Source organism: Enterobacter sp. MGH119 (genome assembly GCF_001037675.1).
GTDB classification, from domain to species: Bacteria; Pseudomonadota; Gammaproteobacteria; order Enterobacterales; family Enterobacteriaceae; genus Enterobacter; species Enterobacter hormaechei_C.
In genome coordinates this window covers 867,671-884,828 of the sequence record NZ_KQ089929.1, presented here as the reverse complement: position 1 = coordinate 884,828, position 17,158 = coordinate 867,671, and the positions used below count along the sequence as shown (strand labels likewise).

At 53.1% G+C, this 17,158-nt stretch carries 12 protein-coding genes, 2 tRNA genes and 2 other RNA genes; 8 read left to right on the top strand and 8 right to left on the bottom strand.

Annotation, left to right across the window (positions count from 1 at the left end; genetic code table 11):
• Positions 1 to 268: 268 nt before the first annotated feature.
• Positions 269 to 2,950 carry a bifunctional acetaldehyde-CoA/alcohol dehydrogenase gene (gene adhE / locus SK53_RS04110; RefSeq protein WP_022651362.1) on the top strand — a complete coding sequence of 894 codons (2,682 nt, stop codon included), beginning with the start codon at positions 269 to 271 and terminating at the stop codon, positions 2,948 to 2,950.
• A 69-nt stretch (positions 2,951 to 3,019) separates the two neighbouring features.
• On the opposite strand, the gene tdk is transcribed toward adhE, so the two are convergent.
• Complete coding sequence (tdk, locus tag SK53_RS04105; protein ID WP_032634550.1) at positions 3,020 to 3,634, bottom strand: thymidine kinase; 615 nt, start codon at positions 3,632 to 3,634, stop codon at positions 3,020 to 3,022.
• Between the two features lie 550 nt (positions 3,635 to 4,184).
• Between tdk and hns the strand changes: the two genes are divergently transcribed.
• Positions 4,185 to 4,598 carry a histone-like nucleoid-structuring protein H-NS gene (gene hns, locus SK53_RS04100; protein WP_003856724.1) on the top strand — a complete coding sequence of 138 codons (414 nt, stop codon included), beginning with the start codon at positions 4,185 to 4,187 and terminating at the stop codon, positions 4,596 to 4,598.
• 202 nt (positions 4,599 to 4,800) lie between these two features.
• Here the strand turns inward: hns and galU are convergent, their stop codons facing one another.
• The 3 genes from galU to rssA form a co-directional block, all read right to left on the bottom strand.
• Positions 4,801 to 5,706, bottom strand: coding sequence for a UTP--glucose-1-phosphate uridylyltransferase GalU (galU, locus tag SK53_RS04095; protein WP_003856723.1), 906 nt, complete (start codon positions 5,704 to 5,706; stop codon positions 4,801 to 4,803).
• Positions 5,707 to 5,905: 199 nt separating this feature from the next.
• A complete protein-coding gene (rssB, locus tag SK53_RS04090) occupies positions 5,906 to 6,919 on the bottom strand; it encodes a two-component system response regulator RssB (protein WP_003856721.1) in 1,014 nt (337 codons plus the stop codon).
• A gap of 89 nt (positions 6,920 to 7,008) precedes the next feature.
• A complete protein-coding gene (rssA, locus tag SK53_RS04085) occupies positions 7,009 to 7,911 on the bottom strand; it encodes a patatin-like phospholipase RssA (RefSeq protein ID WP_045333132.1) in 903 nt (300 codons plus the stop codon).
• A gap of 113 nt (positions 7,912 to 8,024) precedes the next feature.
• Between rssA and SK53_RS04080 the strand changes: the two genes are divergently transcribed.
• From SK53_RS04080 to SK53_RS22485, 6 genes are all read left to right on the top strand, one after another.
• A complete protein-coding gene (locus tag SK53_RS04080) occupies positions 8,025 to 8,489 on the top strand; it encodes a YchJ family protein (RefSeq protein ID WP_045333133.1) in 465 nt (154 codons plus the stop codon).
• 41 nt (positions 8,490 to 8,530) lie between these two features.
• Positions 8,531 to 9,373 carry a formyltetrahydrofolate deformylase gene (gene purU, locus SK53_RS04075; protein ID WP_003856715.1) on the top strand — a complete coding sequence of 281 codons (843 nt, stop codon included), beginning with the start codon at positions 8,531 to 8,533 and terminating at the stop codon, positions 9,371 to 9,373.
• 157 nt (positions 9,374 to 9,530) lie between these two features.
• Positions 9,531 to 9,615 (top strand) — tRNA-Tyr (locus SK53_RS04070).
• Between the two features lie 34 nt (positions 9,616 to 9,649).
• Positions 9,650 to 9,734 (top strand) — tRNA-Tyr (locus SK53_RS04065).
• 45 nt (positions 9,735 to 9,779) lie between these two features.
• Positions 9,780 to 9,910: non-coding RNA, RtT sRNA (locus tag SK53_RS22490), on the top strand.
• Positions 9,911 to 9,955: 45 nt separating this feature from the next.
• A non-coding RNA gene (locus tag SK53_RS22485) (RtT sRNA) lies at positions 9,956 to 10,086 on the top strand.
• Positions 10,087 to 10,297: 211 nt separating this feature from the next.
• Here the strand turns inward: SK53_RS22485 and narI are convergent.
• The 4 genes from narI to SK53_RS04045 are packed head-to-tail and all read right to left on the bottom strand — an operon-like array spanning position 10,298 to position 16,957.
• Complete coding sequence (gene narI / locus SK53_RS04060; RefSeq protein WP_003856712.1) at positions 10,298 to 10,975, bottom strand: respiratory nitrate reductase subunit gamma; 678 nt, start codon at positions 10,973 to 10,975, stop codon at positions 10,298 to 10,300.
• Positions 10,975 to 11,685 carry a nitrate reductase molybdenum cofactor assembly chaperone gene (gene narJ, locus SK53_RS04055; RefSeq protein WP_022651366.1) on the bottom strand — a complete coding sequence of 237 codons (711 nt, stop codon included), beginning with the start codon at positions 11,683 to 11,685 and terminating at the stop codon, positions 10,975 to 10,977. Before narJ ends, narI begins: the two co-directional genes overlap by 1 nt.
• Positions 11,682 to 13,217: a nitrate reductase subunit beta gene (gene narH, locus SK53_RS04050; protein WP_017384243.1), complete on the bottom strand. Its 1,536-nt coding sequence runs from the start codon at positions 13,215 to 13,217 to the stop codon at positions 11,682 to 11,684. Before narH ends, narJ begins: the two co-directional genes overlap by 4 nt.
• On the bottom strand, positions 13,214 to 16,957 hold the full coding sequence (locus SK53_RS04045; RefSeq protein ID WP_003856706.1) for a nitrate reductase subunit alpha: 3,744 nt from the start codon (positions 16,955 to 16,957) through the stop codon (positions 13,214 to 13,216). Before SK53_RS04045 ends, narH begins: the two co-directional genes overlap by 4 nt.
• Positions 16,958 to 17,158: the final 201 nt, after the last annotated feature.

Here is a 17,158-nt window from a genome sequence, read left to right as displayed (position 1 = left end):
GCTGAAAGGTATCAGCTTAGGACAAAATTGATCTCGATCATAATTTTCGTACTCAGAAGTGAGTAATCTTGGTTACGCCGCCAGGGAGATCACCTATCAAAAAGGTATGATGCTAAGGTAAGGCTCTTTTAGTAAATTAGTGAGCTGGAGCAGTGAGTAATCCTTTGTTTTACTGTGTGTTACGCAAGTGGGATCGGCTCTGACTATACTGTCAGACGTATCGAGCGCTGGTTTACTAAAAGAGTTTAAACATTATCAGGAGAGCATTATGGCTGTTACCAATATCGCTGAACTGAACGCCCTCGTCGAGCGCGTAAAAAAAGCCCAGCGTGAATATGCCAATTTCACCCAAGAACAGGTTGATAAAATCTTCCGCGCGGCCGCTCTGGCTGCTGCTGATGCTCGAATCCCTCTCGCTAAAATGGCCGTTGCCGAATCCGGCATGGGTATCGTTGAAGATAAAGTGATCAAAAACCACTTTGCTTCAGAGTATATCTACAACGCCTATAAAGATGAGAAAACCTGCGGTGTGCTGTCAGAAGACGATACTTTCGGCACCATCACCATCGCAGAACCGATCGGCATCATTTGCGGTATCGTTCCAACCACTAACCCAACCTCTACCGCCATCTTCAAATCTCTCATCAGTCTGAAGACTCGTAACGCAATCATTTTCTCTCCGCATCCACGTGCGAAGGACGCCACCAACAAAGCAGCAGATATCGTGCTTCAGGCAGCCATTGCTGCGGGTGCGCCAAAAGATCTGATCGGCTGGATCGACCAACCTTCTGTTGAACTGTCCAACGCTCTGATGCATCACCCGGACATTAACCTGATTCTGGCGACCGGTGGTCCTGGTATGGTTAAAGCAGCATACAGCTCCGGTAAACCCGCCATCGGCGTAGGCGCAGGTAATACCCCTGTTGTGATCGACGAAACGGCAGATATCAAGCGTGCAGTTGCTTCTGTGCTGATGTCTAAAACCTTCGATAACGGCGTTATCTGCGCATCTGAACAGTCTGTTGTCGTGGTTGATTCGGTATACGACGCCGTTCGTGAACGTTTCGCCAGCCACGGCGGCTACCTGTTGCAAGGTAAAGAACTGAAAGCCGTTCAGGACGTGATCCTGAAAAATGGCGCGCTGAACGCAGCTATCGTAGGTCAGCCAGCGTATAAAATTGCTGAACTCGCTGGCTTTAGCGTCCCTGCTACCACCAAAATTCTGATTGGTGAAGTGAAAGTCGTTGATGAAAGTGAGCCGTTTGCTCACGAGAAACTCTCCCCAACGCTGGCAATGTACCGTGCGAAAGATTTTGATGACGCGGTAGAAAAAGCAGAGAAACTGGTGGCAATGGGCGGTATCGGCCACACCTCTTGCCTGTACACCGATCAGGATAACCAGCCTGAGCGTGTTGCTTACTTCGGTCAGAAGATGAAGACGGCACGTATCCTGATCAACACCCCTGCTTCTCAGGGTGGTATCGGTGATCTGTACAACTTCAAACTCGCACCTTCCCTGACTCTGGGTTGTGGTTCCTGGGGTGGTAACTCCATCTCTGAAAACGTTGGTCCAAAACACCTGATCAACAAGAAAACCGTTGCTAAGCGAGCTGAAAACATGTTGTGGCACAAACTTCCGAAATCTATCTACTTCCGCCGCGGCTCTCTGCCAATCGCGCTGGATGAAGTGATTACTGATGGCCACAAACGTGCGCTCATCGTGACTGACCGTTTCCTGTTCAACAATGGCTATGCAGACCAGATCACCTCTGTTCTGAAAGCGGCTGGCGTCGAAACTGAAGTCTTCTTTGAAGTTGAAGCTGACCCAACCCTGAGCGTTGTCCGTAAAGGTGCTGAACTGGCGAACTCCTTCAAACCTGATGTGATCATCGCACTGGGTGGCGGTTCCCCAATGGACGCCGCGAAAATTATGTGGGTGATGTACGAGCATCCGGAAACTCACTTCGAAGAACTGGCGCTGCGCTTTATGGATATCCGTAAACGTATCTACAAGTTCCCGAAAATGGGCGTGAAAGCGAAAATGATCGCCGTCACCACTACTTCCGGTACTGGTTCAGAAGTGACTCCATTTGCCGTTGTGACTGATGACGCAACCGGTCAGAAATACCCGCTGGCTGACTACGCACTGACGCCAGATATGGCTATCGTTGACGCCAACCTGGTCATGGAAATGCCGAAATCACTGTGTGCGTTCGGTGGTCTGGATGCGGTAACTCACGCTCTGGAAGCTTACGTTTCCGTACTGGCTTCTGAGTTCTCTGACGGTCAGGCTTTGCAGGCGCTGAAACTTCTGAAAGAAAACCTGCCAGCTTCTTACAACGAAGGTTCGAAAAACCCTGTTGCGCGTGAACGTGTACACAGTGCGGCAACAATCGCGGGCATCGCGTTTGCTAACGCCTTCCTGGGTGTCTGTCACTCTATGGCGCACAAGCTGGGTTCACAGTTCCACATTCCTCACGGTCTGGCGAACGCCCTGTTGATCAGCAACGTTATCCGCTATAACGCCAACGATAACCCTACCAAGCAAACTGCATTCAGCCAGTATGACCGTCCACAGGCGCGCCGTCGTTATGCTGAAATCGCAGATCACCTGGGTCTGAGCGCACCGGGCGACCGTACTGCCGCGAAGATCGAAAAACTGCTGGCATGGCTGGAAAGTCTGAAGGCGGAACTGGGTATTCCTAAATCTATCCGCGAAGCAGGCGTTCAGGAAGCTGACTTCCTCGCTCACGTAGATAAGCTGTCTGAAGATGCATTCGATGACCAGTGTACTGGTGCTAACCCGCGCTACCCACTGATTTCCGAACTGAAACAGATCCTGCTGGATACTTATTACGGTCGTAACTTCACTGAAAGCGATGTCGCAGCCGTAAAAGTTGAAATCCCCGCAGTTGTAAAGGCTGAAAAGAAAGCGAAGAAAAACGCTTAGTTGACAGTGTGATAAAAAACCCGCCAGCGGCGGGTTTTTTTATATCTGAGGATCGGTAAAACATTCATGTTATTTTCGATTGTCGCCCTGTAACGCCGTCAGCGAGCCTACAGCCAGCGCCTCTTTATAATGCTTGCGGCAGACCGAGACATAACGTTCATTGCCTCCTATCACCACCTGCTCGCCATCAGCATAGGGTTTACCCGACTGGTCCAGGCGAAGAACCATACTTGCCTTGCGGCCACAAAAGCAGATTGTTTTCAGCTCAACCAGCTTATCCGACCAGGCGAGCAGATACTGGCTGCCGGCAAATAACTCCCCACGAAAATCGGTACGTAATCCATAGCAAAGAACGGGAATATCCAGCTCATCAACGACCTCTGAAAGCGCATGGACCTGCTCACGGGTCAGGAACTGGCTTTCATCTACCAGCACGCAATGGACAGGCTTAGAGGCATGCTCGACACGAATGTCCTCCAGCAGGTCCGTTTCAGGGTTAAACAGCCTTGCAGGCGATGAAAGCCCTATTCTTGAGCTTACCTTCCCTGCCCCAAAGCGATCGTCGATTTCGGCGGTATAAACAACGGTACGCATCCCCCGCTCCTGATAATTGTATGAGGATTGCAGTAACGCCGTCGATTTCCCTGCATTCATTGCCGAATAGTAGAAATAAAGTTGTGCCATTGGCCGAAGAACCCTAATCAATGTGAAATATTCCCGATGGATCATTGTACCATATTTTGTACCGTCATCAGCGGCGAGCAGCACACTCCAGCCTGCCATGCACCCGTAAATCCTTCGCGAGTAGCGCAAAATAATGCGTTAAAACAGGCAGTAAAGGCATTAAACACTGACAATAAGGTGAGACCGCAACCAGAGATAACACTTCTTTTTATAGTGTCTTCTTCGTTCATTAAAATTCACTATTTATTAACTATTCCTGGCTTCGCTGCGTTTACACGTGGTAATACAAAAGGCTGATATTTATCAACCGCAACTATAATTCCTGAGGTAAAAGTCACAAAACAAACATGCAAATGACGCGCTTTTGCCGTTTGAAACGATATCTCGCAGCCCCAACAAACAATGAAATTTAAGTTAGCGTAATTAATAATAGCGTCGTTTATTTTGTATTTTTTGAATTCCTTACATTCCCACCTATTGCACAAGTGAAATTAAGGCTCTATTATTAGGACAACAAACCCACCCCCATTATAAGTTTGAGATTACTACAATGAGCGAAGCACTTAAAATTCTGAACAACATCCGTACTCTTCGTGCGCAGGCAAGAGAATGTACCCTTGAGACGCTTGAAGAAATGCTCGAAAAATTAGAAGTTGTAGTTAACGAACGTCGTGAAGAAGAAAGCGCAGCTGCGGCTGAAATCGAAGAACGTACACGTAAACTGCAACAGTATCGCGAAATGCTGATTGCCGATGGTATCGATCCAAACGAATTGCTGAACAGCATGGCTGCGGCTAAAACCGGTACCAAAGCAAAACGCGCGGCACGTCCTGCTAAATATAGCTACATCGATGAGAACGGCGAAGAGAAAACCTGGACCGGCCAGGGCCGTACTCCTGCTGTAATCAAGAAAGCAATGGACGAACAAGGTAAACAACTGGATGACTTCCTGATCAAGGATTAATCTGGAAAGATTCTGAAAAATCCCGCTTAATGCGGGATTTTTTATGCCTGTAATATTCGCCCGAACATCTCCTTACATTCTGTCATATTGTGAGGCTCCGTATTTAACGTCCTTGACAATCCCCCGCCAATTACAGAGTGACAGGCATAAAAAAACCGGTGGGCGACGCCACACCGGTCTTGTTCACAGGCTGGTGAGTTTATTACTTTATACCCACGCTACCTTTGAGCCAGGCTTTAAATTCTTCACCCAGGCTGTTATGGCGAATACCATATTCGACGAATGCCTGCATATAACCGAGCTTATTCCCGCAGTCATGGCTCTTACCTTTCATATGGTAGGCTTCCACGGTCTCTTTCTCGATCAGCATATCGATAGCATCCGTCAGCTGGATTTCATCGCCCGCACCAGGAGGCGTTTTCGCCAGCAGCGCCCAAATTTCAGCGCTCAGTACGTAACGACCAACAACAGCAAGGTTAGACGGCGCGACGTCCGCTTTAGGTTTTTCAACAACGCCAACCATCGGTACGCTTTCGCCAGGTTGCAGGTCAACGCCTTTGCAGTCAACCACGCCGTAAGCGGTCACGTCGTCGACTGGCTCAACCATAATCTGGCTGCTGCCGGTTTCGTCGAAGCGTTTAATCATTTCCGCCAGGTTTTCCTGGGAAAGATCGGACTCGTACTCATCAAGGATCACATCAGGCAGAATAACCGCGACCGGCTCATCACCCACTACAGGATGTGCGCACAATACTGCATGCCCCAGGCCCTTCGCCAGGCCCTGACGAACCTGCATAATGGTAACGTGTGGAGGACAAATAGACTGCACTTCCTCCAGCAGCTGGCGCTTAACGCGTTTTTCCAGCATTGCTTCGAGTTCGAAACTGGTATCGAAATGGTTTTCGATAGAGTTTTTAGATGAATGCGTCACCAGCACAATTTCGGTGATACCTGCTGCAATACATTCATTCACGACATACTGGATTAATGGCTTATCAACCAGAGGCAGCATCTCTTTTGGGATTGCCTTCGTCGCTGGCAACATCCTGGTACCCAATCCCGCCACCGGGATAACGGCCTTTCTGACTTTCGAATTAAGGGCAGCCATTGAAATTCTCCTGAACTGTTCAAGTTTTGAACTTTTATGCATTGAATAACGCGTTGAGTATACAGTCTCAGCCACTAATACGGGTCTGAAAAGAACGCGTTGCCGATCAATTAAGACAAATACGCATGAAACTTGCAGCGATAGTAGCACTGCCAGCAAAAACACAGGTAAAGCAATCTGAAAAATAAAATCTGACTGCTTACTCCGTGGACAACATTAAGCGTAACCGCCCTCCGGCACCCCAAATTTGGCACTGCCAGGAGGTGCAGCGATGGCTAATTTGATTAAGGTAAGTATTTCCCAGCGTACCCAACGGCACGCCGTTACTCACCTGAATATGGTGTTCGCCAGTATTCAGTGTGGCATTTAATCCCGCAGACACCAGAATAAGGTTATTCAACCCGCTGTGATAATAGCCAACCAGAAGCGGGAACTGCCCCGGTAAATTGGCCTGGCGAAAAAGTTGGTTGACCTGTTTTAGTAAACTGCCTAGCTCAGGAAGTCGTTGCCCCTGATGGGATAATTGTTCCTGTAGCAATCCATTAAACAGCGCCCGGAGTAATAAGGCCGCCAGAACGCCGTTATCTCCCGCTCGGGTAACATCCAGGCAATAAAAAGCGAGGTCGGAATCCGAGAGCGGCGCAATATCCAGCACCAGTCCAGGCTGGTCAGCCGCTACCAGCTGGCGATAATTTACTCTGCAATGAGAGATATTTTGCTGCACCGGCGGCTGAAGTTCCTGAAGCAACTTCGCGGCCGCGAGAGGATTACTGACTAAAGCATCCCAGTCCTGGAAAAGACGTTCTTCTTCTTCCACCCGGGAATTAAACATATTGGGATACAGGCAGGCCAACACCGTTTCGCGCAGACGGTTTAAATCTTTAACCGGTTTGAGCAGGATATCCTGCACTCCTAAACGCAACGCCTTAGCAATATCCGCCATATTTTCGGTGGCCGAGATCACCAGTATCGGTGTCTGATAACCTTCATTACGCAGGTTTTCTACCAGCATTAATCCGTCCATGCGCGGCATCTCGAGATCGCAGATCATCAGATCCGGCGCCATGCTGGCCATTTTTTCCAGTGCCTCGACGCCATCTTCGGCAAGGGACGTGGTTGCACCCAGTGAGGATAACCACGAATCCAGTAGCGATCGGAAAACGGGCTCGTCTTCTACTATCAAAATATGTTTTCCGGCCAATGGCTGTGTCATGGTTCCTCCCCTGGCTGACAGTTACTCAATAGTGGCATGCTATTGGTACTATCGCCTGTCAGATTTTGCTGAAGTAATCAAAAAAGTGCTCAACGTGCTGTACGCACAAAAGGCAACAGTTCATCTATTTTCTTTTCGACGGCTAACGAGCCCGCTGCTATGGCGGCCTCAGCCCGGTGGAAATCAAGGGTAGAGATTTGTGGACAATAGGGTTGAATAAGAATATCCGGAGGATCGCCAGCCATACGGTTTCGCTTCAGGCGATTCTCAAGAATTTGAATAGAGGTCGTCATGATTTCAATGGCGTTCGGTGCGGTCACCGCGCGACGGGCAGCCAGGCGCCCTATTCTGCCGCGTAATCGAGCATGCCAGGCAAGTTTCTCCTCTTCCGTGTCATCGCTCTGAAGATTAACCGGCATCAAATCCTGCTGCATAAGGTGAGCGTCGTGCTGTAAATCCACGGCAATGACGATATCCGCCCCCATGGCGCGCGTCAGAGAGACAGGGACAGGATTCACTACGCCACCGTCAACGAGCCAGTAGCCATTGTGAGGCACAGGCGCCATTAATCCAGGCATACTACAGGATGCACGAACGGCGAGATGAATATCCCCTTCGGTGAGCCATAACTCCCTGCCCGTACTGAGGTTGGTTGCAACGGCCCCGAAAGGCATTTGGCAGTGGCTGAAGTCAGCGAGGGGCATTATCTTGCGAAACTGATTGAAAACGCGTTCGCCGCGCAACAGGCCGCCACGCTGCCAGGAGAGATCCATCAGGCGCAGCACATCCCAGTAACTGAAGGAGCGCACCCAGCTTTCAAGCTCCGGGAGCTTACCGCAGGCGTACGCGGATCCGACCAGCGACCCGATAGAACATCCTGCGACAATATCAACGTCAATCCCCATCTGGTTTAAGGTATTGATAACGCCAATATGTGACCAACCCCGGGCTGCACCTGAGCCCAACGCCAGTCCAATTTTTACCTTTCTCATTAGCCCTGTTTTACTTCCCCTGGATTCCCGACATAGCGTCAACGCACCTGCTCAGTTAACATATTGCTACCTTAAGCGTTTAACGCCTTATTTTTTGTTCCAGGAAGAGAATCGTGTCTCAACTCTGCCCCTGTGGTAGCGCTCTGGAGTATAGCCTATGTTGCCAGCGATATCTTTCTGGCAAGCAGGTTGCACCAGACCCGTCACACCTTATGCGCTCGCGGTATACTGCTTTTGTGATCAAAAACGCAGACTACCTGATTAAAACCTGGCATCCGTCCTGCCATGCTGCCGATTTTCGCCAAGAGATTGAAGCCGGATTTGCCAACACCGTCTGGCAGGGCCTCACCGTCTTTGAAGCCGCTCCCGGCCGCGATGCCAACGAGGGCTATGTCAGTTTTGTCGCCCGCTTTAGCGAACAAAACAAACCCGGCGCCATCATTGAACGCTCACGGTTCTTAAAGGACAGCGGGCAATGGTATTATATTGACGGCACACGTCCGCAATTCGGTCGTAACGATCCCTGCCCCTGTGGTTCAGGAAAAAAATTTAAAAAGTGTTGCGGCAGTAATGCCTGACAACTCAGACTTCGCAAATACATAAACAGGATTTCCCGGCGATGCAATCATTACAACGTAAAGTTCTGCGCACTATCTGTCCCGATCAAAAAGGGCTGATCGCACGAATTACCAACATTTGCTACAAGCATGAACTGAATATCGTGCAGAACAACGAGTTCGTTGACCACCGTACCGGTCGCTTCTTTATGCGTACCGAACTGGAAGGCATTTTCAACGACACAACCCTGCTTGCCGATCTGGACAGCGCCCTGCCGGAAGGCTCGGTGCGCGAGCTGAACCCGGCGGGCCGTCGCCGTATTGTCATTCTGGTCACCAAAGAGGCGCACTGCCTGGGCGATCTGCTGATGAAAGCCAACTACGGTGGCCTGGACGTCGAAATTGCCGCCGTCATTGGCAACCACGAGACGCTGCGTACGCTGGTAGAACGTTTCGACATTCCGTTTGAGCTGGTCAGTCACGAAGGCCATACCCGTGAAGAGCACGACAACCTGATGGCTGCTGCGATTGAAGCGCATAACCCGGACTACGTGGTGCTGGCGAAATATATGCGCGTGCTGACGCCATCCTTCGTGGCGCGCTTCCCGAACAAGATTATCAACATCCACCACTCCTTCCTGCCAGCCTTTATTGGCGCGCGTCCGTATCACCAGGCATACGAGCGTGGGGTGAAAATCATTGGCGCAACCGCGCACTACGTGAATGATAATCTGGATGAAGGCCCAATCATCATGCAGGACGTGATTCACGTGGATCACACCTACACGGCAGAAGATATGATGCGTGCCGGCCGTGACGTTGAGAAGAACGTACTAAGCCGTGCGCTGTATCAGGTACTTGCCCAGCGCGTCTTTGTGTACGGCAACAGAACGATTATTCTTTAATCCCTCGGAAAATGAATTGATTAGCTTTACGCCTTTGCGGATAAAAAGCAGGCAAACAGCTTCATTTTCCTAAAGGAATGCTTTACAGGGGCGTCTCATTTGATATGATGCGCCCCGCTTCCAACACGAAGCAGGCCAGTTAAAAGCATTACCCCGTGGTGGGGTTCCCGAGCGGCCAAAGGGAGCAGACTGTAAATCTGCCGTCATCGACTTCGAAGGTTCGAATCCTTCCCCCACCACCATCTCCAGCTTTACCTCAAAATATGAATTACCCCTGGTGGGGTTCCCGAGCGGCCAAAGGGAGCAGACTGTAAATCTGCCGTCATCGACTTCGAAGGTTCGAATCCTTCCCCCACCACCATCACTTCCAGATGCTACAGCACTCTCTCAAAGCACAATGCCCCATGGTTCTTCAGTGCGGGGAAGGATGAGAAGCTTCGACCAAGGTTCGATTCGAGCGTAGCGAGAAAGCGTTGCCGCAGGCAACGACCCGAAGGGCGAAGCGCGAAGCGCTGAGTAATCCTTCCCCCACCACCATCACTTCCAGATGCTACAGCACTCTCTCAAAGCACAATGCCCCATGGTTCTTCAGTGCGGGGAAGGATGAGAAGCTTCGACCAAGGTTCGATTCGAGCGTAGCGAGAAAGCGTTGCCGCAGGCAACGACCCGAAGGGCGAAGCGCGAAGCGCTGAGTAATCCTTCCCCCACCACCATCACTTCCAGATTCTTTAGCACTATCCAAAAGCACAATGCCCCATGGTTCTCCCATGCGGGGAAGGATAAGAAGCTTCGACCAAGGTTCGATTCGAGCATAGTGAATTCTGTAGGCCGGGTAAGGCGCAACCGCCACCCGGCATCCGCACGAAACCCTGGATCGGGGACAAAAAAAACCCCGCATATGCGGGGTTGTATTAATACAGCGAATCAGCGACGAGCACGCACAACCTGATATTTGCGCGTCAGGTACTCCACCGGCGCACTCCAGATGTGCACCAGGCGAGAGAACGGGAACAGCACAAACAGGGTCATACCCAGCACCAGGTGAACGCGGAAGATGAACGCCACGCCGTCCAGATGCTCAGAGGCGCCCCCGCGGAAGGTCACGACAGACTGCGCCCATCCCACCAGCTTCATCATCTCGCTGCCGTCCATATGCTGCGCAGAGAATGGAATGGTCAGCAGACCAAGCGCACACTGCACCATCAGCAGGGAGAGGATCAGGATGTCCGCTCCGGTCGTGGTAGCCCGCACGCGTGGGCTGAACAGACGGCGTTTCAGCAGCAACAGACCACCCACCAGGGTCATCACGCCGCAGGCGCCACCGGCGAGCATCGCCATCTTCTGCTTCACGTCAATCGGCAGCCACGCTTCGTACATCCAGTGCGGGGTCAGCATCCCCAGGAAGTGACCGGCGAAAATCCCCAAAATCCCGATGTGGAACAGGTTTGACGCCAGGTTCATCCCTTTACGATCCAGCATCTGGCTGGAGGCAGCACGCCAGGTGTACTGGCCATAGTCATAACGCAGCCAGCTTCCCACCAGGAACACGGTGCCCGCGATATACGGGTAAATGTCAAAGAAGAACATATTCAGGAAGTGCATTAGTGCTGTCCTCCGTTAGAGATATTCAAATATTGCGGAGCCACCGCTCCGGCAAAACGACGCTGATGCGCGGAGATTTCAGATTCGCCACAGCTCTGGTCAGCAAAGAATTTCACCTGCTCTTCTTCCCAGACGGCATCCAGTGCTTGTGGGGTATCGTCCCGGGCTTCATCCGCGATTTTTTCCGCCACTTTTTGACTGTCAACCGAGGCGTTAGCCAGTTTCACCAGCAGATCAAACAGGACTGCATAGCTGCTCTCACGTTGCTGGAGACGCGCGCCGAGCAACGCCAGAATGGGAGCAATGTCCTGCAACCCGCCCAGCGCTTCCTCTTTCGGCAACTGCGCCAGATATTCCAGATACAGCGGCAGGTGATCCGGCAGCTCGCGGCTGTCGAGTTGCAAACCGTGCTGCTCGTACTGGGCCATCAGATCCACCATCGCCTGACCACGGTCGCGGGATTCACCGTGAACGTGTTCGAACAACAGCAGAGACGTGGCACGACCCCGGTCAAACAGCTGGCTGTAGTCCGCCTGCGCATCAAGAAGATCGCGCGCCAGCAGATCGCGGAGGAAAACGCCCAGCTTCTGGGCATCCTCTTTATCCAGGTTTTCAGATGACGCGAGTGCATCAAAGAGTTCCTGTTGATGCTGCACAAGCGCAGCATCAGGGTACTCGAGCAGACGCGAAACAATGACGAGTTCAATCATTGGTGCGGCTCCGTTTTGCTGGTCACATCCATCGCGTCGATGCGGCGGCTGTTGAACAGGTTGAATTTGCTGTCTGACCCGTGGCAACCGTCGCCAAAGGTAAAGCCACACCCACTTTTCTCCGGGAAGGCCTCGCGAGCCAGTTCACGGTGGCTGCTCGGCACCACGAAACGATCTTCGTAGTTAGCGATTGCCAGATAGCGGTACATCTCCTGCGCCTGCGCTTCGGTCAGACCAACCTCTTCCAGCGCGCGGGTATCGTTCACGCCGTCAACAGTTTCCGCACGTTTGAAGTGACGCATCGCCAGCATACGTTTCAGCGCCAGCAGTACCGGCTGGGTATCCCCGGCGGTGAGCAGGTTGGCCAGATACTGAACCGGGATACGCAGGCTTTCCACGTCCGGCAGAATGCCGTTGCTGCCCAGTTCACCCGCATCCGCCGCAGACTGAATCGGAGACAGCGGCGGCACGTACCAGACCATCGGCAGCGTGCGGTATTCCGGGTGCAGCGGCAGGGCCAGCTTCCAGTCCATCGCCATTTTGTACACCGGAGACTGCTGTGCGGCGTCAATCACGCTCTGCGGAATACCGTCTTTCAGCGCCTGCTCAATAACCTTCGGATCGTTTGGATCGAGGAAGACGTCCAGTTGACGCTGATACAGATCTTTCTCGTTCTCGGTGCTTGCGGCATTTTCAATCGCGTCCGCGTCGTACAGCAGCACGCCGAGGTAGCGGATACGACCTACGCAGCTCTCTGAGCAGACGGTCGGCATACCGGCTTCGATACGCGGGTAGCAGAAGATGCACTTCTCAGACTTACCGCTCTTCCAGTTGAAGTAGATTTTTTTGTACGGGCAGCCGGTGATGCACATACGCCAGCCGCGGCACTTGTCCTGGTCGATCAGCACAATGCCATCTTCTTCACGCTTGTAGATGGCGCCGCTTGGGCAGGTCGCCACGCACGCCGGGTTAAGGCAGTGTTCGCACAGGCGCGGCAGGTACATCATGAAGGTGTTTTCGAACTGGCCGTACATCGCCTTCTGCATGTTCTCGAAGTTCTGGTCTTTGGCGCGTTTTTCGAACTCGCCGCCCAGAATCTCTTCCCAGTTTGGACCGCTGGTAATTTTGTCCATGCGCTGGCCGGTGATCAGCGAGCGAGGACGGGCGATCGGCTGGTGTTTGCTTTCCGGCGCGTTGTGCAGGTTCTGGTAGTCGTAATCAAACGGCTCGTAGTAATCATCGATGCCCGGCAGATGCGGGTTAGCGAAGATTTTACCCAGCAGCATGGCACGGTTACCCATGCGCGGTTGCAGTTTGCCGTTGATTTTACGGATCCAGCCGCCCTTCCACTTCTCCTGGTTTTCCCAGTCGGTCGGGAAGCCGGTGCCCGGCTTACTTTCCACGTTGTTGAACCAGGCGTACTCCATACCTTCACGGCTGGTCCAGACGTTTTTACAGGTGACTGAGCAGGTATGACAGCCGATGCATTTATCCAGATTCAGCACCATGCCGACTTGTGAACGAATTTTCATTTTACGCTCTCCTGTACCTGGTCATTACCTTCGCCATCTAACCAGTTAATATTCTTCATCTTACGTACCACCACGAACTCATCGCGGTTCGATCCTACGGTGCCGTAGTAGTTAAAGCCGTAGGCCAGCTGGGCATAGCCACCGATCATGTGGGTCGGCTTCGGCGTAATACGGGTCACGGAGTTGTGAATACCGCCGCGCTGTTCGGTGATCTCAGACCCCGGCAGGTTAACGATACGTTCCTGCGCGTGGTACATCATGGTCATCCCGGCCGGTACGCGCTGGCTCACCACCGCACGTGCCGTCAGGGCACCGTTGCTGTTGAACACTTCAATCCAGTCGTTATCTTCGATACCCAGATCTTTGGCGTCCGCTTCGCTCATCCAGACGATTGGCCCCCCGCGCGACAGGGTCAGCATCAGCAGGTTGTCGCTATAGGTGGAGTGGATACCCCACTTCTGGTGCGGCGTCAGGAAGTTCAGCGCCTTCTCAGGGTTACCGTTCGATTTCGCACCCATCACCGCTTTCACGGAGCGGGTGTCGATTGGCGGACGGTAAACCAGCAGGCTTTCACCGAAGTCACGCATCCACTGGTGATCCTGATACAGAGACTGACGGCCAGACAGCGTGCGCCATGGGATCAACTCGTGAACGTTGGTGTATCCGGCGTTATAGGACACATGTTCATCTTCGAGGCCAGACCAGGTCGGGCTGGAGATAATCTTGCGCGGCTGGGCCTGAATATCGCGGAAGCGGATTTTCTCTTCCTCTTTATTCTTCGCCAGGTGCGTATGGTCACGACCGGTAAACTCGCTCAGGGCCGCCCAGGCTTTCACCGCCACGTGGCCGTTGGTTTCCGGGGCCAGGGTCAGGATCATTTCCGCCGCATCAATCGCCGTGTTCAGCATCGGCTGGCCTTTCGCCGGGCCGTCCGCTTTGGTGTAATTGAGCTTGCGCAGCAGGTCCATTTCACTCTGGGTGTTCCAGGCGATCCCTTTCCCGCCGTTACCGATTTTTTCCATCAGCGGGCCGATAGAGGTAAAGCGCTCGTACGTTGCCGGGTAATCACGTTCAACCGGAATAATGTGCGGCGCGGTTACGCCTGGGATCAGGTCGCACTCGCCTTTTTTCCAGTCCTTCACGTCCAGCGGTTGCGCCAGTTCGGCAGCGGAGTCGTGCTGGATTGGCAGCGTCACCACGTCGGTCTCTTTGCCCAGGTGCCCTACACAGACTTCGGAGAATTTCTTCGCGATGTCTTTGTAGATTTCCCAGTCGCTTTTTGATTCCCATGCCGGGTCAACGGCCGCAGACAGCGGATGAATAAACGGATGCATATCCGACGTATTCATGTCGTCTTTTTCGTACCAGGTGGCGGTAGGCAGCACGATATCGGAGTACAGGCAGGTACTGGACAGACGGAAGTCCAGCGTTACCACCAGATCCAGCTTGCCGTCCAGACCGTTGTCTTTCCATTCAACTTCTTCTGGCTTCACGCCGCCCTGCTTGCCGAGATCTTTACCCTGAATACCGTTTTCGGTACCGAGCAGGTATTTCAGCATGTATTCATGGCCTTTACCGGACGAACCCAGCAGGTTAGAGCGCCAGATGAACAGGTTACGCGGATGGTTTTTACCGTTCTCCGGCTGTTCTGCCGCGAATCGGATTGAGCCGTCTTTGAGGGATTTAACGGTGTAGTCAACCGGTGACATGCCCGCTTTCTTCGCCGCTTCCGCAATGCGCAGCGGGTTCGTGCCCAGCTGCGGCGCAGACGGCAGCCAGCCCATACGCTCAGCGCGCACGTTGAAGTCAATCAGGTGGCCGCTGTAGCGGGATTTATCCGCCATCGGCGACAGCAGTTCCTGGGCGGTAACCGTCTCGTAGCGCCACTGGCTGGAGTGGTTATAGAAGTAGGAGGTGCTGTTCATGTGACGGGCCGGACGCTGCCAGTCAAGGGCAAACGCCAGCGGCTGCCAGCCGGTCTGCGGACGCAGTTTTTCCTGGCCCACGTAGTGCGCCCAGCCGCCGCCGCTCTGCCCGACGCAGCCGCAGAAGATCAGCATGTTGATCAGGCCGCGATAGTTCATATCGAGGTGATACCAGTGGTTCAGACCGGCACCGACGATGATCATGGAGCGACCGTGGGTTTTGTCGGCGTTTTCCGCAAATTCACGCGCGATACGGGTGATCTGCGCGCGTGGCACGCCGGTGATCTGCTCCGCCCAGGCCGGGGTATAAGCCTTCACGTCATCATAGCTGGTCGCGCAGTTTTCATCGTTCAGGCCGCGCTCCAGGCCGTAGTTCGCCATGGTCAGATCGTAGACGGTAGTGACCAGAGCAGTAGAACCGTCCGCCAGTTGCAGGCGCTTAACCGGCAGTTTGTGCATCAGAACGTTTTGCAGCTCAACCTTGTTGAAGTGCTCGGAACCTTCACCACCAAAGTACGGGAAGCCGACATCGGCGATCTCATCCTGGCTGCCCAGCATGCTGAGACGAAGTTCCGTCTCTTCACCCGTGGTGCCGTTACGCTGCTCCAGGTTCCATTTGCCTTTTTCGCCCCAGCGGAAGCCGATAGAGCCGTTTGGCGCCACCAGCTCGCCGTTGCTGTTGCAGGCGACCGTTTTCCACTCCGGGTTGTTTTCCTGACCCAGCGCGTCCACCAGATCCGCGGCACGCAGCATACGGCCTGCGGCGTAATAGCCGTCACGCTCTTCGAGCATCACCAGCATTGGCATGTCGGTGTAGCGACGCACGTAATCGGTGAAATACTGGCTTGGCTTGTCGAGGTGGAATTCACGCAACATTACGTGGCCCATCGCCAGCGCCATGGCGGCATCGGTACCCTGTTTCGGCGCCAGCCACAGGTCGCACAGCTTGGCGATTTCGGCGTAGTCCGGGGTCACGGCAACGGTTTTGGTCCCTTTGTAACGTACTTCGGTAAAGAAGTGCGCATCCGGGGTACGGGTCTGCGGAACGTTAGAGCCCCAGGCGATGATGTAGCTGGAGTTGTACCAGTCAGCGGACTCCGGCACGTCGGTCTGCTCGCCCCAGGTCTGTGGCGACGCTGGCGGCAGGTCGCAGTACCAGTCGTAGAAGCTCAGGCAGGTTCCGCCGATGAGTGACAGGTAGCGCGCGCCGGAGGCGTAAGAGACCATCGACATCGCCGGGATTGGCGAGAAGCCTGCCACACGGTCAGGACCGAAAGTTTTCACGGTGTAGACGTTGGAAGCCGCAATCAGCTCGTTCACCTCTTTCCAGGAAGAGCGAACGAAACCACCGCGACCACGCGCCTGCTTGAAGCTTTTCGCTTTGTCGGCATCTTCAATGATGGAGGCCCAGGCATCAACCGGATCGCTGTGCTGCACTTTCGCTTCACGCCACATTTTCATCAGGCGTTTACGCATCAGCGGGTATTTCAGTCGGTTTGCGCTGTAGAGATACCAGGAGTAGCTGGCCCCACGCGGGCAGCCACGCGGCTCGTGGTTCGGCATATCCGGACGGGTACGCGGATAATCGGTCTGCTGCATTTCCCAGGTCACCAGACCGTTTTTAACGAAAATCTTCCAGCTACATGAGCCAGTGCAGTTTACGCCGTGGGTAGAACGGACAACTTTGTCATGCTGCCAGCGTTGACGGTAACCGTCTTCCCAGTCCCGGTTGGTATCCAGAACCTGGCCGTGCCCATCGGCAAAAGTTTCACCCTTCTGTTTGAAGTAGCGAAACCGGTCCAAAAATTTGCTCATCGGGTATCTCCTGTGTGGAGCCTGTGGCTCTCTAAATCGACATTGCTGATTTGCAGCGAAGGTAACGCTATGAAAGATGGTGAGAATTGATAACGATCAAGACGAAGGGGGACTCTGAGGGGGGGTATTAGATCAAATACCACCAAAGCGGTAGCTGTTAATCTTTTTTAACCTTATGATTTATATAGATATATTTTATTT

What these genes read in the sequence shown, in the direction of transcription:
- adhE (WP_022651362.1), top strand. Translation starts at nt 269, where the DNA reads ATGGCTGTTACCAATATCGCTGAACTGAACGCCCTCGTCGAGCGCGTA.
- tdk (WP_032634550.1), bottom strand. Translation starts at nt 3,634, where the DNA reads ATGGCACAACTTTATTTCTACTATTCGGCAATGAATGCAGGGAAATCG.
- hns (WP_003856724.1), top strand. Translation starts at nt 4,185, where the DNA reads ATGAGCGAAGCACTTAAAATTCTGAACAACATCCGTACTCTTCGTGCG.
- galU (WP_003856723.1), bottom strand. Translation starts at nt 5,706, where the DNA reads ATGGCTGCCCTTAATTCGAAAGTCAGAAAGGCCGTTATCCCGGTGGCG.
- rssB (WP_003856721.1), bottom strand. Translation starts at nt 6,919, where the DNA reads ATGACACAGCCATTGGCCGGAAAACATATTTTGATAGTAGAAGACGAG.
- rssA (WP_045333132.1), bottom strand. Translation starts at nt 7,911, where the DNA reads ATGAGAAAGGTAAAAATTGGACTGGCGTTGGGCTCAGGTGCAGCCCGG.
- purU (WP_003856715.1), top strand. Translation starts at nt 8,531, where the DNA reads ATGCAATCATTACAACGTAAAGTTCTGCGCACTATCTGTCCCGATCAA.
- narI (WP_003856712.1), bottom strand. Translation starts at nt 10,975, where the DNA reads ATGCACTTCCTGAATATGTTCTTCTTTGACATTTACCCGTATATCGCG.
- narJ (WP_022651366.1), bottom strand. Translation starts at nt 11,685, where the DNA reads ATGATTGAACTCGTCATTGTTTCGCGTCTGCTCGAGTACCCTGATGCT.
- narH (WP_017384243.1), bottom strand. Translation starts at nt 13,217, where the DNA reads ATGAAAATTCGTTCACAAGTCGGCATGGTGCTGAATCTGGATAAATGC.
- SK53_RS04045 (WP_003856706.1), bottom strand. Translation starts at nt 16,957, where the DNA reads ATGAGCAAATTTTTGGACCGGTTTCGCTACTTCAAACAGAAGGGTGAA.